The organism is Cellulosimicrobium cellulans (assembly GCF_016907755.1).
Lineage (GTDB): Bacteria > Actinomycetota > Actinomycetes > Actinomycetales > Cellulomonadaceae > Cellulosimicrobium > Cellulosimicrobium cellulans_D.
In genome coordinates this window covers 2542212-2563088 of record NZ_JAFBCN010000001.1, presented here as the reverse complement: position 1 = coordinate 2563088, position 20877 = coordinate 2542212, and the positions used below count along the sequence as shown (strand labels likewise).

At 73.5% G+C, this 20877-nt stretch carries 19 protein-coding genes; 5 read left to right on the top strand and 14 right to left on the bottom strand.

The window, feature by feature from the left end:
- Positions 1-56 precede the first annotated feature (56 nt).
- The 13 genes from JOE63_RS11050 to JOE63_RS10990 form a co-directional block, all read right to left on the bottom strand.
- A complete protein-coding gene (locus JOE63_RS11050) occupies positions 57-734 on the bottom strand; it encodes a lysophospholipid acyltransferase family protein (RefSeq protein WP_204541343.1) in 678 nt (225 codons plus the stop codon).
- Positions 724-1956, bottom strand: coding sequence for a glycosyltransferase (locus tag JOE63_RS11045; RefSeq protein WP_204541340.1), 1233 nt, complete (start codon positions 1954-1956; stop codon positions 724-726). Before JOE63_RS11045 ends, JOE63_RS11050 begins: the two co-directional genes overlap by 11 nt.
- 157 nt (positions 1957-2113) lie before the next feature.
- Positions 2114-2500: a nitrite reductase (NAD(P)H) small subunit gene (locus JOE63_RS11040; RefSeq protein ID WP_087471884.1), complete on the bottom strand. Its 387-nt coding sequence runs from the start codon at positions 2498-2500 to the stop codon at positions 2114-2116.
- Entirely contained in the window at positions 2497-5145 is a 2649-nt protein-coding gene (nirB, locus tag JOE63_RS11035; protein ID WP_204541337.1) for a nitrite reductase large subunit NirB, read from the bottom strand. Before nirB ends, JOE63_RS11040 begins: the two co-directional genes overlap by 4 nt.
- A 269-nt stretch (positions 5146-5414) precedes the next feature.
- A complete protein-coding gene (locus JOE63_RS21665; protein ID WP_204541334.1) occupies positions 5415-6866 on the bottom strand; it encodes a helix-turn-helix domain-containing protein in 1452 nt (483 codons plus the stop codon).
- Between the two features lie 209 nt (positions 6867-7075).
- Positions 7076-7429, bottom strand: a complete 354-nt coding sequence (locus tag JOE63_RS11025; RefSeq protein ID WP_047234322.1) for a metal-sulfur cluster assembly factor — start codon at positions 7427-7429, stop codon at positions 7076-7078.
- The gene (gene sufU, locus JOE63_RS11020) at positions 7426-7962 is read right to left on the bottom strand and encodes a Fe-S cluster assembly sulfur transfer protein SufU (RefSeq protein WP_204541331.1); all 537 of its coding nucleotides are present in this window, start codon (positions 7960-7962) and stop codon (positions 7426-7428) included. Before sufU ends, JOE63_RS11025 begins: the two co-directional genes overlap by 4 nt.
- 11 nt (positions 7963-7973) lie before the next feature.
- Positions 7974-9302: a cysteine desulfurase gene (locus JOE63_RS11015; protein WP_204541328.1), complete on the bottom strand. Its 1329-nt coding sequence runs from the start codon at positions 9300-9302 to the stop codon at positions 7974-7976.
- A gap of 29 nt (positions 9303-9331) precedes the next feature.
- A complete protein-coding gene (gene sufC / locus JOE63_RS11010; RefSeq protein WP_204541325.1) occupies positions 9332-10114 on the bottom strand; it encodes a Fe-S cluster assembly ATPase SufC in 783 nt (260 codons plus the stop codon).
- 67 nt (positions 10115-10181) lie between these two features.
- Positions 10182-10526, bottom strand: coding sequence for a non-heme iron oxygenase ferredoxin subunit (locus JOE63_RS11005; RefSeq protein ID WP_047234320.1), 345 nt, complete (start codon positions 10524-10526; stop codon positions 10182-10184).
- Positions 10523-11776: a Fe-S cluster assembly protein SufD gene (sufD, locus tag JOE63_RS11000; RefSeq protein WP_087471878.1), complete on the bottom strand. Its 1254-nt coding sequence runs from the start codon at positions 11774-11776 to the stop codon at positions 10523-10525. The genes JOE63_RS11005 and sufD overlap by 4 nt, the downstream gene beginning before the upstream one ends.
- A gap of 1 nt (position 11777) precedes the next feature.
- Positions 11778-13238 (bottom strand): Fe-S cluster assembly protein SufB, encoded by a 1461-nt coding sequence (sufB, locus tag JOE63_RS10995; protein WP_239576688.1) that lies wholly within the window; start codon positions 13236-13238, stop codon positions 11778-11780.
- 104 nt (positions 13239-13342) lie between these two features.
- On the bottom strand, positions 13343-14095 hold the full coding sequence (locus tag JOE63_RS10990; RefSeq protein WP_087471876.1) for a helix-turn-helix transcriptional regulator: 753 nt from the start codon (positions 14093-14095) through the stop codon (positions 13343-13345).
- A gap of 232 nt (positions 14096-14327) precedes the next feature.
- Between JOE63_RS10990 and JOE63_RS10985 the strand changes: the two genes are divergently transcribed.
- From JOE63_RS10985 to JOE63_RS10975, 3 genes are all read left to right on the top strand, one after another.
- Entirely contained in the window at positions 14328-15293 is a 966-nt protein-coding gene (locus JOE63_RS10985; RefSeq protein ID WP_087471875.1) for an ABC transporter ATP-binding protein, read from the top strand.
- Positions 15290-16096 carry an ABC transporter permease gene (locus JOE63_RS10980; protein WP_087471874.1) on the top strand — a complete coding sequence of 269 codons (807 nt, stop codon included), beginning with the start codon at positions 15290-15292 and terminating at the stop codon, positions 16094-16096. Before JOE63_RS10985 ends, JOE63_RS10980 begins: the two co-directional genes overlap by 4 nt.
- A gap of 66 nt (positions 16097-16162) precedes the next feature.
- Positions 16163-17128, top strand: a complete 966-nt coding sequence (locus JOE63_RS10975) for a COX15/CtaA family protein (RefSeq protein WP_307840033.1) — start codon at positions 16163-16165, stop codon at positions 17126-17128.
- A 63-nt stretch (positions 17129-17191) separates the two neighbouring features.
- Here the strand turns inward: JOE63_RS10975 and JOE63_RS10970 are convergent, their stop codons facing one another.
- A complete protein-coding gene (locus JOE63_RS10970) occupies positions 17192-18166 on the bottom strand; it encodes a patatin-like phospholipase family protein (protein ID WP_204541319.1) in 975 nt (324 codons plus the stop codon).
- Between the two features lie 743 nt (positions 18167-18909).
- Between JOE63_RS10970 and JOE63_RS10965 the strand changes: the two genes are divergently transcribed.
- Both JOE63_RS10965 and JOE63_RS10960 read left to right on the top strand, forming a co-directional pair.
- On the top strand, positions 18910-19971 hold the full coding sequence (locus JOE63_RS10965; protein WP_204541316.1) for an ATP-binding cassette domain-containing protein: 1062 nt from the start codon (positions 18910-18912) through the stop codon (positions 19969-19971).
- The gene (locus JOE63_RS10960) at positions 19968-20852 is read left to right on the top strand and encodes an ABC transporter permease (protein WP_204541313.1); all 885 of its coding nucleotides are present in this window, start codon (positions 19968-19970) and stop codon (positions 20850-20852) included. The genes JOE63_RS10965 and JOE63_RS10960 overlap by 4 nt, the downstream gene beginning before the upstream one ends.
- Positions 20853-20877: the final 25 nt, after the last annotated feature.

Here is a 20877-nt window from a genome sequence, read left to right as displayed (position 1 = left end):
TTCGGTCGTGCTGCCGGCACCGTTGCCGGGACGAGCGATTGTAGGCCCGGGAGTCCTCACCGCCGGGCGACGTCGTCGGGAGCCCCTGCGACGACCGACTCCATCGCCGCCCGGCAGCGGGCGAGGAGCTCGGCGATGTCGGCGGGAGCGGCGCCCCGGGGATGCTCGGCCGGGAGGATCGTCAGCCGGATCGGTGGTCGGGGGCGCCACCACGGCCGTCGGCCGTAGGTGAAGACCATCGGCACGACGGGCACGGCCAGCCGGCAGGCGTAGACGAACGCACCGCGCCGGAACGGGCGCAGGGTCGTGTCGTACATGACCAGCGCGCCCTCGGGGAAGAAGTGCACGCCCTGGCCGGCGTCGAGGGTCCGGCGCAGCCGCGCCTCGAACGCGGAGAGCTCGCCCGGCCCGCGGGGCAGCGGGACGGCGAGCAGGTGGCTGACCAGGACGCCCGCCACGGGCAGGTGGAAGTTCGAGGGCTGGGAGACGACGGCGGCGCGCCGGCCGCGGAGCTGCCCGGCGACCCACGGTCCGTCCAGGTAGTGCACGTGGTTGGCGACCGTGACGACTCCGCTGCGCTCGGCGGCGAGGTGCTCGCGCCCCGTGACCCGGAGCCCGTGGACGACGTACCCGTACCACCGCACGACGGCCATCGCGACGTCGAAGAAGACCGAGTCGAAACGGCTCCAGAGCCGCGGCGCCGCGGACCCGTGACCGCGGCGGTCAGCACTCATGCGAGCGCCCCGGCGCCCGGTGCTCGGCGTCGTCCCGGTCGACCGGCGCGGAGTCGACCGAGCCGCCTCCCTCGACGACCGCCAGGCGCAGCATGTCCTCGACCTGCGGGACGCACACGTCGAGCGCGTGCTCCCGGCCGACCGCGGCGTAGGCCGGACCCATGCGGGTCCTCTCCTCGTCGTGCTCGACCCAGTAGTCGATCGCGCGCGCGAGGTCTGCGGCGTCCCCGGCGCGGAAGAGGCTGCGCTCGTCGAGCGCGAACTGCCCGGTCGCCGACGCGCGGGAGTCGGAGATCACCGGGACGAGGCCGGTCGCGACGGCCTCGAGGCAGCCGAGGGCCTCGATCTCCGCGTCGGCGGCGTGCACGTACAGGTCGCTCATGGCCAGCACGTCCCGGAGCCCGTCCTGGGCGAGGAAGCCGATCCTCGGCGGGTGCGGCAGCGACGCGCCCTGCTGGGCGTACCGCTCGGCGAGCGGACCGCGGCCGGCGAGCACGACCTGGATACGGTCGGCGTGCCGGGACCGCCCGACGGCGTCGAGGAGCACGTCCTGCCGCTTCTCACGGGACAGCCGCCCCGTCATGGTGATGACGAACCGGCCGGCCAGGTCGGCGCTCTTCGGCAGCGTGCGCGGGACGAACCCCGGGTCGACGCCGTTGGACACCACGTGCAGGGCCGCCCGGTAGCCGTGGTCGCGCAGCTCCCCGGCGATGAACCGGCTGGGACAGTGGACGTGCCCGAACCGGTCGTAGAACGGACGGAACATCGCGTAAACGAGGTCGTTCAGCGGCGCGACCCGCCCCAGGCCGAGGCTGTACGTGACGTTCTCCGGCTGCACGTGGAACGCGGCCGTGGAGGGGACGCCGAGCGCGTCCGCGAGCCGCTTGGCGCGGGAGCCCAGCCAGAACGGCGACATGACGTGCGCGACGTCGGCCCAGCCCAGGGCGTCGCGCAGCACGTCGTCGTCAGGCTTGGCGAGCACCCAGCCCTGGCCCGCGATCACCCTGTTGAAGCCCGGGACGCCGAGGGGTTCCAGCCGGTAGCGCACGACGCCGTCCGCGCGGTTCTCGGGGTCGGCGTCACCCGGGCGGGCCGCACCTCGGCAGCACGCGACGCGCACCTCGTGGCCGCGCTCGCGCAGGGCGACGGCGAAGCGCCGGGCCGAGATCGTGGTCCCGTTGGTGGGATCCTCGAACTGGTCGATGACGAGCAGGACGCGCACCAGCGGCTCCCTTGCGACGCGCGGCGCGTGGTCCGCGCCTGCTGACGGGATGCCGTCAGGCTAGGGGATCGCCGGTTCCCCGGGCGGGACCGTCGGGCGCGTGTCGTGCCGCCGTGCCCTGCTCTCCGGGGCGATGCACAGCGCGCAGACCCGTCGGTCAGAGCGAGGGTGCGGACGCTCCGGGCGCGTCGGCGACCAGGACGCGACCGTCGCGCACCTCGGCCGCGAAGACCGCCAGCGACCTGCGGTCCTTGCCCCCGGCGTCGAGCACCTCGCCGGTGTCGACGTCCCACACCTGCTTGAGCATGGGGGTGGTGACCGTGTCGACGTCGCGCTCCGCGCCGTCGTCGCCGGTGACGCGGTGCGTGCCGACGAGGCCGCGCGACATGACGTTGGCGCCCGAGTACGGGTCCCGCTGCTGGACGGCGCGCACGGTGCCGTCGGCGAGCCGGAAGACGGCGACCTGGGTGTCGCCCAGGAGCGCGCCGGCCCCGCGCTCAGGGTCGAGGTCGTCGAGCGCGCAGATGTCGACGAACGTGCTCATCGGGCGTCCTCCAGCTCGGCACGGGCCGCGACGAGCGCGACGTCGCGCGCGGCGCGCGGGTCGGGGTAGGCGACGGCGTCGCCCTCGTCCGCGGGACGGACCTGGCCGCGCTCGGGGACGAACGCGAGGTCGCCGTCGACCGCCTCGGGCGCGTTGACGAACGGCGTGAACTTGCGCAGCTTGGCCGGGTCGGCGAGCGTCGCGCCCCACTCGTCCTCGTACTCCCGCACGTGCTCGGCCATCGCGGCCTCGAGCTCGTCGGCGATGCCGAGCGAGTCCTCGACGACGACGCGCCGCAGCTCGTCCAGCCCGCCCGCGCGCTCCGCGGCCCACGGCGCCGTGCGCTGCAGGCGGTCGGCCTCCTGGACGTAGAGCATGAGGAACCGGTCGACGTAGCGGACCAGGGTCTCGTCGTCGAGGTCCTCGGCGAGGAGCTGGGCGTGCGCGGGCTGCGCGCCGCCGTTGCCGCCCACGTAGAGGTTCCAGCCCTTGTGCGTCGCGATGATGCCGACGTCCTTGCCGCGCGCCTCGGCGCACTCGCGCGCGCAGCCGGAGACGCCGAACTTGATCTTGTGCGGCGAGCGGAGCCCGCGGTAGCGCAGCTCGAGCCGGACCGCCATCGCCGACGAGTCCTGCACGCCGAACCGGCACCAGGTGCGTCCGACGCAGGTCTTCACCGTGCGCAGCGACTTGCCGTAGGCGTGCCCGGACTCGAAGCCGACGGCCGTCAGGCGCCGCCAGATCTCCGGGAGCTGGTCGAGCCGCGCGCCGAACATCGCCAGCCGCTGACCGCCGGTCACGCGGACGTAGAGCCCGAAGTCGTCGGCGACCCTCGCGAACTCCAGGAGCTGGTCCGCGCGCACCTCTCCCCCGGGCATCCGCGGGATCACCGAGTACGTGCCGTTCTTCTGCAGGTTCGCCATGACGTGGTCGTTGGTGTCCTGCAGCGCGGCGTGCTCGCCCTCCAGGACGTGCCCGCGGCGCAACGTCGAGAGGATCGACGCGACCGTCGGGCGGCAGACGGCGCACCCGCGCCCCGTCCCGTGCGCCGCGACGACCTCGGAGAACGTCCGCAGCCCCTCCTCGCGGACGAGCCGGTACAGCGCCGCCCTGGACATCGCGAAGTGCTCGCACAGCGCGTCCGAGACCGTGACGCCCGCCCGGGAGAGCTCGGCGTTCAGCAGCTTGGTGAGCGCGGGCACGCACGACCCGCACACCGTGCCGGCCGTCGTGCACTCCTTGACCTGCCCGATCGTCCGGCAGCCGTGCTCGGTCACCGCCGAGCGGACCGTGCCCGCGTCCACGTTGTTGCACGAGCACACGACGGCCTCGTCGGGCAGCTCGGTGTCGGCCAGGCCCTCGCCGTCGGGCGCGATGACGGCGGCGGGGTCCGCGCCGAGCGGGCGGCCGAGCAGGGGCCGCAGCGCGGAGTAGAGCTCGATGTCGCCGACGAACACGCCGCCCAGCAGCGTCGTCGCGTCGTCCGAGAGCACCAGCTTGCGGTACCGGCGGTGGATCGGGTCGACGAACGACACCTCCAGCGCGCCCGCGCTCACCGCGTTGACGTCCCCGAACGACGCCGCCTCGACGCCCACGCCCTTGAGCTTCGTGCCGTCGTCGGCGCGGCGGTGCACGCGCTCGCCGCCCAGGAAGCGGTCGACGACGACGTCCGCCATGTCGTTCCCCGGTGCGACCAGGCCCGCGCACACGCCGTCGACCGACGCGCACTCGCCGATCGCCCACACGCCCGGGTCGGAGGTCTGGCAGGCCTCGCCGACGACGACGCCGCCGCGCTCGCCGATGGCCAGGCCCGCCTCGCGGGCCACGCGGTCGCGCGGGCGGATACCCACCGAGAAGACGACGACGTCCGTCGGCAGGGCGGACCCGTCGGTGAGCTCGACCGAGCCCACGGACCCGTCGCCCGCGGGCAGGAACCGGTGCGCGCCCGCGCCCGTACGCACCGTGACACCGAGGTCCTCGATCAGCAGGCGCAGCATCTCGCCGCCGCCCTGGTCGAGCTGGACGCTCATGAGCCGGTCGGCGAACTCGACGACCGTGGCCTCGGCACCCAGCCGCTGGAGCGCCGCCGCGGCCTCGAGACCCAGCACGCCACCGCCGACGACGACGCCGCGCACCGCCCGGCCCAGCGCCCGCTCGCGCAGCCGGACCCACTCGGCCAGCCGCTTGACGTCGTCCAGCGTGCGGTAGGTGAACAGGCCAGGCAGATCCGTGCCCTCGGCGCGCGGCGTCCACGCCCACGAGCCCGTCGCGAGCACCGCGCGGTCGTAGTGGACCTGGCGGCCCGATCGCGTCGTCACGACGCTCGCCGTGCGGTCGAGCGACGCGACCGCGTCCCCCGTGACGATGGTGACGCGGGGGTCGTCCCACGGGCCGCGGTCGAGGGTGAGCGCCTGCGCGTCGCGCGCGTCGAACCATTCCGACAGGTGCACGCGGTCGTACGGCTCGTGCGGCTCGTCGCCGATCACCGTGAGCGACCAGCAGCCCTCGGGGTCACGCGAGCGCAGGCCCGCGACCAGGCGGTGGGCCGTCATGCCGGCGCCGACGACGACGATCCGGTCGCCGTCCAGGGGACCGCCGACGGCGGGAGCGACCGCGTCCGACGGGGAGTGAGAGAGGGAGGCCACGGGGAGCACTTTCGAGAGGCGGGGGCTGCGTCGAGGTCCCGGTCCGGGTGCGACCGGTGCCCTGCTCCCGACCCTAGGGGAGGTGGTCTGACCACATCAGCCGTCTGGGACCAAGGTCCCCAGTACCCCCATCGAAGGCCATCACGTGCGCGCCCCGGTGCGGTGAGGACAGCACGACGCCGCGCCCCCGGGGCGGGGACGCGGCGTCAGGTGGTGGGCGCGTCGGACGTCGGCCACGGTGGCCGGACGACCGTGCGCGACCCGGTGCGTCAGGCGTTCGCGAGCTCGCGGTCGTCGTCCGTCACGGGCCGCTGGTCCTCGTAGCGGCGCACGACGCGGCTCACGGTCGACCGCGACGCCGAGACCTTCTGGGCGATCTCGCCCTGCTTCATGCCCTGGCGGGCGAGCTCGACGATGCGGCGGTCGCGCTCCGCGGTCGGGTCCTCGCCGAGGGAGGAGTCGTCCGCCTCCGTCGCCGCGGCCTGCGCGCCGTTCGTGCTGCCGACGAGGTCGAAGACCTCGACGCGCCGGGTGTGACCCGTCACGGCCGGGGGCTCCACGACCGGCGCCGCGCCGTCGTCCTCCGGGACCGGCTGGTCCCAGGGGAGCGGACGCCCGAACAGCTCCTTCACCCGCGCCTCGAGGTCGGGGAGCGCCTCGAACGCCGTCTCGGGCACGTACGGCTTCTCGTCGTTCGCCTCGCGCGCAGGCTCGACATCCGGCTCCACCTCCGGCTCGGCGTCCCGCTCGACGGCGGGCGCCTCGGCCGGTGCGACAGCGGCCGAGCTCTTCTGGCTCGGCTCGACCGCCGGAAGGTCGCGGGCCTGCTCGACGGGCGTCGGGGTCTCCGGGCGGGCCTCGGCGTCGCGCGCGGACTCCAGCGCGAGGGTCTCCTGGCGGTGCGTCTCGACGAGCGTCGCGGCCGGCGCGGCGGTCCGGTCCACGACGACCGCCGTCGCCTCGGTCGGCCCGGCGGCCTCGGCCGACCCGCGCGCGGTGCCGCGCTTCACCGAGCTCGCCCCGATGAGGTCGAGCCGGTTGCCGTGGCGCTCCGCCGCCTCCAGGCGGTCGACCCAGACCAGCATGCGGCGCTCGAAGTCCTCGACCGTCAGCAGCTTCAGCGCGGCGTCGCGGGCGGCACGCTGCCGCTCGTGCGCGGCGCGGACCTTGCGCAGGTCCCCGGACGAGCCAGCGCTGTCGGCGCGCGCGTCGCGCCACTGCTCCAGGGCGGAGACGTAGCCGTGGACGCGCAGCTCACGACGACGCTCCTCGAGCGTGTGGCCCGTCACCATGTGCCGCTCCCCCACGAGGGCGAGGTGCCACATGAGCGCGGCCACCAGCGGCGGCACGAACCGGAACACCACCATGTACGGGGTGCTCGCCGTCGGGACGGCGATCTCGTGCAGCGCCGCGAACAGGCCCGACGTGCCCGAGAGCACCCACGTGAGCGCGAGCAGGACCCCGTACGGGCGACCCTCCAGCGCCGCGTTGCGCGCCATGAGCGCCACCGCGACGAGGCTGATCTCGAGGAAGCCCGCCAGCCCGTACGCCTCGAGCGGCGACATGTGCGCCACCTCGAGACCGAACAGGACCATGCCGCTGTACGCCAGCGCGGTGGCGATGGTCGCCGCGATGACCACGGCGACCATCGGGAGGTGCCGGCCGCGGTAACGCACCTGCCGCGGGGAACCGCCCGCGCCGGTCTGGTCCTGCTGTGTCACGTCATCCTCCGAAAAGTGGTGTGGGCGCACATATCCCAACACTCAGGACAGTCCTCGTCAACGCACCGGAAGGATCGCAATCGGATCGTGAGCAGCGGCGGCCCGGAGCGGCACGTCCGCGGGCCGCGGCCCGCGGGTCGAACGGCCGGAGACAGCACGACGCCGCGCCCCCGAGGGGACGCGGCGTCGTGGACGGACGAGAGGGATCGTCAGACGTTGAACCCCAGCGCGCGGAGCTGCTCCTTGCCGTCGGTCGTGATCTTCTCCGGGCCCCACGGCGGCATCCAGACCCAGTTGACGCGGAAGCCGTCGACGAGGCCCTCGAGGGCCTGCGCGGACTGGTCCTCGATGACGTCGGTCAGCGGGCACGCCGCGGACGTGAGCGTCATGTCGATGACGGCGTGGTTGTTCTGGTCGATCTGGATGCCGTAGACGAGGCCGAGGTCGACGACGTTGATGCCGAGCTCGGGGTCGATGACGTCGCGCATCGCCTCTTCGACGTCGGCGACGTTCGGCGGGCTGGGCGTGACGCCCTCGGCGGGCGCGCCGGTCTCGGTGGTCATCGGTTCTCCTCCGTCGTTCCCCGCGCGGCGAGCGCCGCGTCGGAAGCTGCTGCGGTTGATGCGTCGCCCAGCGTGCTCAGGGCGCCCGAGGTGACGAGCGAGTCGCGCAGCGCGGCCCAGCCGAGCAGGGCGCACTTGATACGCGCAGGGTAGCGCGAGACGCCCGTGAACACGGTGGCGTCGCCGAGCTCGTCCTCCGCGGCCTCGTCGAGGCCATTGCCGCGCGAGCCCATGAGCTCGCGGAACACCTCGCCGAGGTGCTCGGCCTCGGTCACGGGCCGGCCGGACACGAGGTCGGTGAGCACGGACAGGGACGCCTGCGAGATGCTGCAGCCCTGCCCCTCCCAGCTCACGCGGTCGATGGTGTCGCCGGCGAGCTCGACGCGCAGCGTCACCTCGTCGCCGCACGTGGGGTTCACCTGGTGCGACTGGCCGCTCGCCGCGCCGTCCGCCACCTCGACCAGGCCCCGGCCGTGCGGGGTCTTGGCGTGGTCGAGGATGACCTGCTGGTACATCTGCTCGATCGAGCTCATCGGGTCCTCTCTCAGTCCACCGAGAAGAACGCGCGCACCCCGGCCAATGCTTCCCGGAACGCGTCGACGTCCTCGCGCGTGGTGTACACCGACGCGGACGCGCGCGCGGTCGCGGCGATCCCGAACCGGCGGTGCAGGGGCTGGGCGCAGTGGTGACCGACGCGCACGGCGATGCCGGCGTCGTCGAGCACCTGGCCGACGTCGTGCGCGTGCACGCCGTCCACGACGAACGACACGACGGCGAGGCGGTCCACCGGCTCGCGCGGGCCGATGATCCGCACGCCGGGGATCTCCCCGATGCGCAGCAGCTCGGCGGCCAGCTCGTGCTCGTGCGCCGCGACGCCGTCCATGCCGAGCTCGTGCAGGTACTTCGCGGCCGCGCCGAACCCGACGACCTGCGCGACAGCCTGCGTGCCCGCCTCGAACCGCTGCGGCGGCGCCATGTACGACGACTCGGTCATCGTGACGACCTCGATCATCGACCCGCCGGTCGTCACGGGCGGCAGCGCCTCGAGCAGCTCGCGCCGCCCGTACAGCACCCCCACGCCCGTGGGGCCGAGCATCTTGTGCGCCGAGAACGCGGCGAAGTCGACGCCGAGCGCGGGCAGGTCGACCGGCAGGTGCGGCACGGACTGGCACGCGTCGAGCACGGTGAGCGCACCGACCTCACGCGCCCGGGCCACGATCGGGTCGACGGGCGTGATCGCGCCCGTCACGTTCGACACGTGGGCGAACGCGACGATCTTGGTCCGCTCCGTGATGACGGCCGCCGCGTCCTCGACGCGCACGCGGCCGTCGTCGTCCACGTCGAACCAGCGCAGGACGGCGCCCGTGCGGGCCGCGAGCTCCTGCCACGGGACGATGTTCGCGTGGTGCTCCGCCTCGGTGATGACGATCTCGTCGCCGGGATCGATCGCGAAGCGGCGGGCCGCCTCTCCCCCGCGCCCGAGCGTCGCGTTCGAGATCCCGTACGCGACGAGGTTGATCGCGGACGTCGCGCCGGACGTCCAGACGATCTCGCCGGGGCGCGCCCCGACGAACGCCGCGACGTCCGCGCGGGCGTCCTCGAACGCCTCGGTCGCCTCCTCGGCGAGCTGGTGCGCGCCGCGGTGCACGGCCGCGTTGCGCTCCTCGTAGAAGTCGACCTCGGTGTCGAGGACGACCTGCGGCTTCTGCGACGTCGCCGCGGAGTCGAGGTAGACGAGCGGACGACCACCGCGCACGGTGCGCTCGAGCAGCGGGAAGTCCGCCCGCACGGCGGCGAGCTCGACGTCGGTCAGGCGCGTCGGCGGACCGGCGTGCTGCCCTGCGTGCCCTGCGGGGTGCGCGGTGGTCGTCATGGTCGTCTCCTCGAACGTGGTGCGACCGCTCAGGCCGAGGCGGCCGAGGCGGACTCGACCGAGCCCGTGAGGTAGCGGTCGTAGCCCTCCTCCTCCAGGCGGTCGGCGAGCTCGGAGCCGCCCTCCTCGGCGACCTTGCCGTCGACGAAGACGTGGACGAAGTCCGGCTTGATGTAGCGCAGGATGCGCGTGTAGTGCGTGATGAGCAGGATGCCCGCGTCGGTGTCGCCGTGGACGCGGTTCACGCCCTCGGAGACGATGCGCAGCGCGTCGACGTCGAGGCCCGAGTCGGTCTCGTCGAGGACGGCGAACTTCGGCTTGAGGAGCTCCATCTGGAGGATCTCGTGGCGCTTCTTCTCGCCACCGGAGAAGCCCTCGTTGACCGAGCGCTCGGCGAAGGAGTCGTCCATGCGCAGGCGCTCCATGGCGCCCTTGACGTCCTTGACCCAGTGGCGCAGCGCGGGGGCCTCGCCGTCGATCGCGGTCTTGGCGGTGCGCAGGAAGTTCGACACGGACACGCCGGGGACCTCGACCGGGTACTGCATGGCGAGGAACAGGCCCGCGCGGGCGCGCTCGTCGACGCTCATCGCGAGGACGTCCTCGCCGTCGAGCGTCACGGTGCCGCTGGTGACCTGGTACTTGGGGTGGCCGGCGATCGAGTAGGCGAGCGTGGACTTGCCCGAGCCGTTCGGGCCCATGATGGCGTGGACCTCGCCGCTGGCGATCGTCAGGTCGACGCCGCGCAGGATCGGCTTCGGCCCTTCCTTGGTCTCGACGCTGACGTGCAGGTCGCGGATCTCGAGAGTGGACATGTGGTTCTTCTCCAAGAGGTTCTGGTGAGCCGTGGGGCGCGCGCGGTGCGCCGGTTCAGGATGTGGGTCAGGTGGGAGCGACGACGCGGTCGACGTCGACGAGCACCTGCTCGCCGTCGACCGTCACCGGATACACGGGCACGGGGCGCATCGCGGGCAGCGCGGTCGGCATGCCGGTCCGCACGTCGAACTGCGAGCCGTGCAGCCAGCACTCGACGAAGCAGCCCTCGACCTCGCCGTCCGACAGGGACACCGCCCCGTGGGAGCAGATGTCCGAGATCGCGTGCCAGTCGCCGTCGCCGTCACGGATGACCGCGACCTCGACGACGCGCCCGTCCTCGGCCGGGAGCTCGACGCGGAGCGCCTCCTCCGGGCCGAGGTCGGACGTCGTGCAGGCGGGCTGTGCGGTCACGCGGTCGCCTCGGCGAGCTCGGCGCTCCCGTCGATGATCGACATGGACTTGCTCAGCTCGCGCTCGATCGCCTCGAGCAGGCGCTCCTCGACCGACGCGACGCCGATCTCCTGGATGAGCTCCGCGAAGAAGCCACGAACGACGAGGCGGCGCGCCTCGGCCTCCGGGATGCCGCGGGCCTGCAGGTAGAAGAGCTGCTCGTCGTCGAACCGGCCGGTCGCGGACGCGTGCCCCGCGCCCTCGATCTCGCCCGTCTCGATCTCGAGGTTCGGCACCGAGTCCGCGCGCCCGCCGTCCGTGAGGACGAGGTTGCGGTTGAGCTCGTAGGTGTCGGTGCCCTCGGCCTCGGCGCGGATGAGCACGTCGCCCACCCACACCGCGTGCGCCCCCTCGCCCTGCAGCGCGCCCTTGTACGTGACGCGCGACTTGCAGCGCGGCACGGCGTGGTCGACGAACAGGCGGTGCTCCTGGTGCTGGTCCGCGTCCGCGAAGTAGAGGCCGACCATCTCGACGTCGCCGCCCTCGGCCGTGAACTCCGCGTCCGGGGTGACGCGCACGACGTCGCCGCCGAGCGTCACGACCACGTGCTTGAGCCGCGCGTCGCGCCCGATGCGGGCGCGGTGCGAGGAGGCGTGCACGGCGCCGTCGGCCCAGTCCTGGACCGACACGACCGTGAGGTGCGCGCCGTCCTCGACGACGATCTCGACCGTCTCGTTGAGCGTCGCGGTCCCGACGTGGTCGAGCACGACGACGGCCTCCGAGTGCCGCTCGGCACGCACGAGGACGTGGCTCGCGGTCGGCGTGGAGCCGTGGCCCTCGACGCGCACGGACGTGACGTCCGAGGCGACGGCCTCCTTCGGCACCGTGACGACCGTCGACTGCTCGAACGCGTTCCACGCCGTCACGGCGGTGCGGTCGCCCGGCTTGCCGGCGGTGCCGAGCCGTGCGTCGTCGCGGCCCACGATCGAGACCTCGACCTCGGGGGCCTCGACGACCGTGACGCGCACGTCGCCGCCGCCGCTCTGCCCGACGAGCTTCTCGTCGAACAGCGGTGCGAGGCGCGCGACGGGCGAGAAGCGCCACTCCTCCTCGCGCCCGTGGGGCACGGGGATGTCGGCGAGGTCGAACGACGTGAGCCGCTCGGCGCGCGAGCCCTGGGGCACGACGCCGTGGGAGTGCGCCCCGTCGGCCTGCGCGCGCGAGTGGTCGGTGGTCAGACCGGCCTCTTCGGGAATGGTGGTGGTGGTCATATCAGCCGACGGACCCTTCCATCTGCAGCTCGATGAGGCGGTTGAGCTCGAGCGCGTACTCCATGGGCAGCTCGCGCGCGATGGGCTCGACGAACCCGCGCACGATCATGGCCATCGCCTCGGTCTCCTCCATGCCTCGGGACATGAGGTAGAACAGCTGGTCCTCGCTCACCCGCGAGACCGTCGCCTCGTGCCCCATGGACACGTCGTCCTCGCGGACGTCGACGTACGGGTAGGTGTCGGACCGGGAGACCTGGTCGACGAGCAGCGCGTCGCACAGCACGGTCGAGGCCGAGTGCGAGGCGCCCTCGAGGACCTGGACCAGGCCGCGGTAGGACGTGCGGCCACCGCCGCGCGCGACCGACTTCGACACGATGGACGACGACGTGTGCGGCGCCGCGTGGACCATCTTGGCCCCGGCGTCCTGGTGCTGGCCCTCGCCCGCGAACGCGATCGAGAGCGTCTCGCCGCGCGCGTGCTCGCCGAGCAGGTAGATCGCCGGGTACTTCATGGTGACCTTGGAGCCGATGTTGCCGTCGACCCACTCCATCGTCGCGCCCTCGGCCGCGGTCGCCCGCTTGGTCACGAGGTTGTACACGTTGTTCGACCAGTTCTGGATGGTCGTGTACCGCACGCGGGCGTTCTTCTTGACGATGATCTCGACGACCGCGGAGTGCAGCGAGTCGGACGAGTAGATCGGCGCGGTGCAGCCCTCGACGTAGTGCACGTACGAGCCCTCGTCCGCGATGATCAGCGTCCGCTCGAACTGGCCCATGTTCTCCGTGTTGATGCGGAAGTAGGCCTGCAGCGGGATCTCGACGTGCACGCCCGGCGGGACGTAGACGAACGACCCGCCCGACCACACGGCCGAGTTGAGCGCCGCGAACTTGTTGTCGCCCGACGGGATGACGGTGCCGAAGTACTCCTGGAAGAGCTCCGGGTGCTCGCGCAGCGCGGTGTCCGTGTCGAGGAAGATCACGCCCTGGCGCTCGAGCTCCTCGTTGATCTGGTGGTAGACCACCTCGGACTCGTACTGGGCCGCGACGCCCGCGACGAGGCGCTGCTTCTCCGCCTCGGGGATGCCGAGCTTGTCGTACGTCTCCTTGATGTCCTCGGGCAGGTCGTCCCACGAGGCGGCCTGCTTCTCCGTGGAGCGCACGAAGTACTTGATGTTGTCGAAGTCGATGCCCGTGAGGTCGGAGCCCCAGTTCGGCATGGGCTTCTTGTCGAAGAGGCGCAGGGCCTTGAGACGCGTCTTGAGCATCCACTCGGGCTCGTCCTTCAGCGCCGAGATGTTGCGCACGACGTCCTCGGACAGGCCGCGCTGCGCGGCCTCCCCGGCGGCGTCGCTGTCGTGCCAGCCGTATCCGTAGGCGCCGATCGAGGCGATGATCTCGTCGTCGGTCTGCTTCTCACCGGTCGGCTGGGCCGTGCCGGTGGCGTCCTGGGTGGGAGCGCTCATGGTCGTCCTTCCACTGTCCGTCGTGTGCGGGCGGGGGCAGTCGGTACAAGGGTTCTTTGCGGGGGAGGTCGTGCGTGCCTCGGGGCGGCGGTGCGCCCCTCGGGTCAGGTCTTGCCCGACGTCGGGCGACCGCGCGCCCGGACGGGGACGTTGGTCGTGCACGCGTGCGCGCCCGTGGCGAGCGTCGAGAGTCGCTGCACGTGCGAGCCGAGCAGCTTGGCGAAGACCTGCGCCTCCGCCTCGCAGAGCTGCGGGAACTCCTCCGCGACGTGCTGCACGGGGCAGTGACCCTGGCAGAGCTGCACCGCGGAGGTGCCGGGGACGGGGCGCACGCTCGCCGCGTAGCCGTCGTCCGCGAGCGCCGCCGCGAGCTGGGCGGCCCGGCCCTCGACGTCGTCCGCGTCGAGCCGGCCCTCGTAGCGGTCGGCGAGCTCGGCGAGCCGGTCCTGGGCGAAGCGCTCGACGGCGTCCGGTCCCGCGACGTCGCGCAGGTACCGCAGCGCCTGGGTCGCGAGGTCGGCGTAGGTGCCGCTCAGCTCGCCCTGCCCGGCCGACGTCGTGACGTACCGCCGCGCGGGGCGGCCGCGCATCCCGGTGTGCTGCCCGGCGTCGTGCACGGCGACGAGGTCGTCCTCCTCGAGGAGGGCGAGGTGGCGGCGGACGGCGGCGGGCGTGAGCCCGAGCGTCGCGGCGAGGTCGGCGGCGCTCACGGGGCCCGCGCTCGCGACGAGCTCGAGCACGCGCTCGCGCGTGCGGCGGTCGACGTCGGCGGGGGGCACAGCGGTCGGCGCTGCGGCCTGCCCGACCGCGGGGGTGGCAGCGCGCAGCGCGTCCGGTCGGACGGATCCTGCGGCCATGCTCACCTCCCGTGGTGCGTCCCGTGGGCGCGCGTGCGCGTGGCGCGGCCTGACACGGGGTGACAGATCTGGAACCGATATAGACAACATGGTTGTTCCCTAATTGCCCGAACGCAAGCAAGGCGACCCTCAGACCGCCCCCTGGGGCACCGGGATGTGGCGTACGCGACACCCGAGCGCTCCGGGCCGGGCGCGGATCCTGAGCGGCGGACCCGCCCCCTAGACTCGCCGGGTGCCCGCCCCCGCCGTGCTCGTGCACGACCTCGTCAAGCGCTACGACGGTCGTGCCGTCGTCGACGGCGTGTCCCTCACCGCCGAGCGCGGCGCGATCACCGCGGTGCTCGGCCCCAACGGCGCCGGCAAGACCACGACGGTCGAGTGCTGCGAGGGCCTGCGCTCCCCCGACGCCGGGCGTGTCGAGGTCCTCGGCCTCGACCCGTTGACCGACGCGCGCGACCTGCGCCCGCGCGTCGGCGTCATGCTCCAGGACGGCGGGCTCCCGACGGGGGTGCGCGCCCTGGAGATGCTGCGGCACGTCGCGTCGATGTACGCGCGGCCGCGCGACGTCGGCGAGCTCACCGAGCGCCTGGGGCTGGAGAGCTTCGCGCGCACGACCGTCCGGCGGCTGTCCGGCGGGCAGCGGCAGCGCCTCGCGCTCGCCGCGGCGATCGTCGGGCGTCCGGAGGTCGTCTTCCTCGACGAGCCGAGCGCGGGCATGGACCCGCAGAGCCGGCACGCCGTGTGGGAGCTCGTCCGCGAGCTGCGCGCGGAGGGCGTGGGGATCGTCCTCACGACCCACCTCATGGACGAGGCGGAGGACCTGGCCGACCACGTCTACGTCGTCGACCACGGCAAGGTCATCGCCGCGGGCGCGACGCGCGACCTGCTCGAGTCCGGCGCCGACGGCGAGGCGGACCGCACCGTCCGCTTCGAGGCCACGCCCGGGCTCGGGCTCGACGGGCTGAGCGACGCGCTCGCCGGAGCAGGTCTGCCCGACGGCGCGGCCGCCCCCGCGGCGTGGAGCGTCGCCGAGCCCCAGCCCGGCTCGTACACCCTCACCGGCCCTGCCGACCCCGCGACGCTCGTGGCGCTGACGACGTGGCTCGCCGCGCGCGGCGTCCTCGCCTCGCGCGTCACGGTGGGTCGCCGCACGCTCGAGGACGTGTTCCTCGACCTGACGGGACGGCACCTGCGATGAGCACGACCCCGCGGACGACGTCCGAGACCCGGAACCCGAGCCAGACCCCGAGCACGGAGCTCGCCGCGCCCGCGTGGCGCCGCGTCGTGGCCCAGACGGCGTTCGAGACGCGCATGATCCTGCGCAACGGCGAGCAACTCCTCGTCACGATCATCCTGCCGGTCATGCTCCTGCTCGGGCTGGTGCTCACGTCGTTCGTCGACCTCGACACGGGCGGCGCGACGCGCGTCGACTTCGTGACGCCCGGCGTCCTCGCGCTCGCCGTGATGTCGACGGCGTTCACGTCGCAGGCCATCGCGACGGCATTCGACCGGCGCAACGGCGTCCTGCGCCTCATGTCGACCACTCCCCTGGGCCGCGGCGGCCTCCTCGCGGGGAAGGTGCTCGGCGTCCTCGCCGTCGAGGTCGTGCAGGTCGTGGTCATCACGGCCGTCGCGCTCGCGCTCGGCTGGCAGCCCGACCCGGCGGGGATCCCCGCGGCCCTCCTTGCGGTGCTGCTCGGGACAGCCGCCTTCACCTCGCTCGCGATGCTGCTCGCGGGCACCCTGCGCGCCGAGGGCGTGCTCGCCGTCGCGAACCTCGTCCTCGTGCTGCTCACCGTCGGCGGCGGCGTCCTCGTCCCGGCGGACCAGCTCCCCGGTCCCCTCGAGCACGTCGCGCTCCTGCTGCCGTCGGGCGCCCTCGGCGAAGCGATGCGCGGCGCGCTGCTCGACGGCTCCGTGCCGCCGTTCTCCGTCGTCGTGCTGCTCGGCTGGACCGCCGCGCTCGGCTGGGGCGCGGGCAAGCTCTTCCGCTGGACCTGAGCCCCGGGCGCATCTCACACCCGCAGGATTCCGGGGCCGCCCGCGCGCCCCGATACCGTGGGGTCCGTGAGCACCCCGCCCCCTGCGCTCGACCCCGCTCCCGCCGACAGCCCCGTAGGCGCCGCCACCGGTGACGGCACCACCCGGCCCGACCGGCTCGCTCGCTGGCGCCGCTGGACGCGACCGGTGCTCGTCGCGAACCTCGTGGCGCAGATCGGCATCATCGTCACCGGCGGTGCCGTGCGGCTCACGGGCTCGGGGCTCGGGTGCTCGACCTGGCCGCAGTGCGAGCCCGGGCAGTTCGCGGCGAAGTTCCACCCCGAGACGACGTACCACCAGTTCGTCGAGTACGGGAACCGCACGCTCACCGGGGTGCTGAGCGTCATCGCGATCGCGGCCCTCGTGCTCGTGTGGACCGACCGCTCGCGCGTCCTGTCCTACCGGCTCCTCGGCGCCGTCCCGCTGCTCGGCGTCGCCGCGCAGGCGGTCATCGGCGGCGTGATCGTCCTGCTGCACCTGCACCCGGGGTGGGTGTCGCTGCACTTCGTCGTCTCGGCCGCGCTCGTGTCCGTCTCGCTGCTCCTCCTGCACCGGTCCGGCGAGGGCGACGGGCCGCCCGTCCTGACGGTCGCGGCACGCTCGCGCGCGCTCGCCTGGACGCTGTACGGGCTGACGGCGCTCGTTGTCGTCCTCGGCGTCGTCGTCACCGGCGCCGGCCCGCACAGCGGCGACGAGGAGGTCGGCTACCGCTTCGCCGTCGACCCCGCGCTCATGAGCAAGCTCCACGCGTGGGCCGTGTGGGTCTTCGTCGCCGTCCTCGTCGCCTACCTCGTGAGCGTCCGTCGCGGGCCGCAGCAGGTGCGCCGTGCGGCCTGGATCCTGCTCGCGATCACGCTGGGGCAGGGACTGATCGGGTACGTCCAGTACTTCACCGGCCTGCCCGCGCTCCTCGTCGGGCTGCACATGCTCGGCTCGGCGCTCCTCGTCGCCGGCTCGACGCGCGTCGTCCTGACGACCCGCACCCGCGCCTGAGCGGGCGGTGGCCCGGGCCTGAACGACCCGGGCTACCGCTGCGTCAGCTCCGGTGAGCTCCAGTCAGCACCAGAGCGCCGCGACGCGCTCCGCGAGCGCCGTGCCCCGCTCGTACCCGGCCTCGGCCGCCGCCGGGCGCAACGACAGGTCCATCGCCTGCGGCCCGAAGAGGTGGTCCGCGTCGGGGCCCGGGACGATCACCTCGACCTCGCTCCCCCGTGCGCGCAGCTCGTCGACCTGCACGGCGAGCTGGAGACCCCAGTCCAGCGGCGCCCGTGTCCTGCCTCCGAAGGGTGACAGCACCAGCACGCGCCGGTGCCCGGCCGCGAGGTCGGCGTTCTCGTTGCGGCGGTATCCCCCGTCGATGTACTGCGCCTCCCCGACCCGGTAGGCGAACCCGCTCGCGCAGCTCGCCGCGACGGCGTCGACGAGGCCGACCCCGCTGCGCCGGTCGAAGACGGCGGACTCACCGGTCCGCGCGTCGACGGCGGTGAGGTGGACGGCTCTCAGGGGCCAGGACGGGTTCGGCAGGCGCGCGGCGACGGTGGCCCGCCACCGGGACTGCACCGCCTCGTCCGACGACGAGGGCAGGGCGAGCGCCGCCTCCCCGAGCCTGCGGCGCATGTCGGCCGCGTCCTGGGCACCGGCGACGACCGCGGCCGTCCGCGCCATCTGGTCCGCCGCCTGCCGTGTGCGGTCCCCGCCCGCGTGCGGGCCGCCCGGCCCCGCCTGCGGGCGCGTGGGCGCGACGAGGGCGGCCGCGTACAGCTCCGCGGGCGTCGCTCCGGCGAGCTGCGCCGCCGTCGTCGCCCCCGCCGACGTCCCGACGGTCAGGTCGGCCGTCGAGGACACGTCGAGCCCGGCGTCGGCCAGCCCGGCGACGACGCCGATCAGCCACGCGTTGCCGGTAGACCCGCCGCCCCCGAGCACGAGGGCGCGCTCGCCCGACGTCGGGACCGGATCGGATGCCCGGAGATCAGGTACCGGGAGACCTGCTGCTGAGGTGCCCGGTGCAGAAGAAGGTGTGGTGGTGCGCATGGGAGTCGCCTCTCGCGATGGTGCGGCGAGCGCTCCCGACGACGACTACCGCCGTCGCGCGATCGTGGGCAGCGAGGGAGCGCCCGGTACGGACACAGCGTTCACGGGACTCACCTCCTCGGCTCGATTCACGATCGGCCCCGACGCTAGCACGCCGGCCCGCCCCGGAACACGGCCTTTGCCTCCGTCGGGAGGACGGTCGGGTCTCGGGCCCACATGGCACGAACCGCACCTGCCGAAAGAGAGCCGTGGTCGCACGGGGTAGGGCCGGGGTAGGCCGTGGTGGGCCGGGGTAGGGCCGTGTCTGCAGATGGAGAGCCGTGGTCTACCGAGGAAGAGCCCAGGCCGTGCCCAACAGGTCGGTCGCCCCGACAGTCGGGCCCACCCGTGGGCCAGCACGGCACAGGCGGGCCGACACCGCGGGCGGTCGCCCGAGGTGAGCAGAGACCAGGGCGAGACGACGCCGGTCGGGGTGGGTGGTGGTGCCGCGTCGTGGCGGGCCTGGCGGGAGCCGCGAGGAACGAGCGGCGGATGGTAGACGCGGCACCACCACCCACCCCGACCACCCAACCCGACCACACGCCGTCGGGCAGGGTGACCACGCCTCTACCTCGACCAACCACGGCTCTACTTCGGCAGGTGCGAGCGTGACAGCGGCGTGACAGCGGGTGGTGCTCCGCTGACAGCGCGGTGCGAGCGCGCACATCCAGCCTGGGTGGTGAACCCACCGACCAGGAGGACACATGACCACCCCCGCGATCGAGGCCCACGGCCTCGTGAAGGTCTTCGGCGAGAACCGCGCCGTCGACGGCGTGGACCTCACCGTGCGCACCGGCACCGTCTACGGGGTCCTCGGACCCAACGGCGCCGGGAAGACCACGACCATCAGCATGCTCGCGACGCTCCTGCGCCCGGACGCGGGCGAGGCCCGCGTGTTCGGGCACGACGTCGTCGCGCACCCGCACAAGGTGCGCCAGCTCATCGGCGTGACGGGCCAGTACGCGTCGGTCGACGAGACGCTCAGCGCGACGGAGAACCTCGTGATCTTCGCGCGGCTCCTCGGGCTGTCGCGCACGCAGGCCCGGCGCAAGGCGGTCGAGCTGCTCGAGGCGTTCGGCCTCACGGACGCGGCGTCCCGCCCGCTGAAGAACTTCTCGGGCGGCATGCGCCGCCGTCTGGACCTCGCCGCGAGCCTCATCGCGCAGCCGCCGCTCATCTTCCTCGACGAGCCGACGACGGGCCTGGACCCGCGCACGCGCGCTCAGATGTGGGCGACGATCCGCGACCTCGTCGCGAGCGGCTCCACGGTGCTGCTCACGACGCAGTACCTGGACGAGGCGGACCAGCTCGCGGACCGGATCGCGGTGATCGACCGCGGGCGCGTGGTGGCCGAGGGCACGGCGGACGACCTCAAGGACGCCGTCGGCGACCAGTCTCTGCAGCTCGCTCTGGTCCACGCCGCGGACGTGACGCCCGCGCTCGAGATCGTCGAGCGCTCGCTGGGCCTCGCCGCGACGGTCTCTCCCGAGGCGCGTCGGCTCACGGTGCCGGTCCCCGGTCCGGACGTCGTGACGGACCTCCTCGTGCGGCTGCGCGAGGCCCGCATCGAGGTCGGCTCGCTGAGCATGGACAAGCCGAGCCTCGACGAGGTGTTCCTCACCCTGACGGGGCACGGCGCCGAGGCGTCCGACCCGACGTCCGGCGACGGCACGACGGACGGCGCCGGGGGCTCGCGCTCCACGGACGACACCCCGGGCGCGCGCGACGACCGCGCGGCCGCGACGCGAGAGGCGGCACTGCGATGAGCGCTGCGACGACCACCACGACCACGACTCCCCCCACGACTCCCGGCCCGACCGACGCGGCGCCCGCGGCCCGGCCCCGTATCCAGGCGGGCGCCGACCGCGCGGTGTCCGACCGCACGTCGCTGCGCGCGACGGCCGACCACACGCTGACCATGGCGTACCGCGGTCTGCTGAAGATCAAGCGCACGCCCGAGCAGCTCTTCGACGTGACGCTGCAGCCGATCCTCTTCACGCTGATGTTCACGTACATCTTCGGCGGGGCCATCGCGGGCGACGTGACGAGCTACCTGCCGATCATCATCCCGGGCATCCTCGTGCAGACCGTCATCACGACGTCGGTCGTCACCGGCACGCAGCTGCGCGAGGACATGGACAAGGGCGTGTTCGACCGCTTCCGGTCGCTGCCCATCGCGCGCATCGCGCCGTTGTCGGGCGCGCTCCTCGCGGACACGGTCCGCTACCTCATCGCGACCACGCTCACGTTCGCGATGGGCTACCTCATGGGCTACCGGCCCGACGGCGGCCTCGGTGCGGTCGCGCTCGCAGGGCTGCTCGTCATCGTGTGCTCGTGGGCCGTGAGCTGGATCTTCGCGTTCTTCGGCGTCGTCGCCCGGACCGCGTCGAGCGTGCAGGGCATCTCGATGATCGTGCTCTTCCCGCTGACGTTCCTGTCGAACGCGTTCGTCCAGCCGGACACGATGCCGGGCTGGCTCCAGGGCTTCGTCAACGTCAACCCGGTGTCGCACCTCGTCACCGCGGTCCGGGAGCTGGCGAACACCGGGACGCTCGGCTCCGACGCCGCGATCTCGCTCGTCGGTGCGGCGGTCATCGTCGCGGTCTTCGCGCCGCTCACCGTGCGTGCGTACATGCGCAAGGCCTGACCGGGCGACCCGCCGTGGCTCCCGG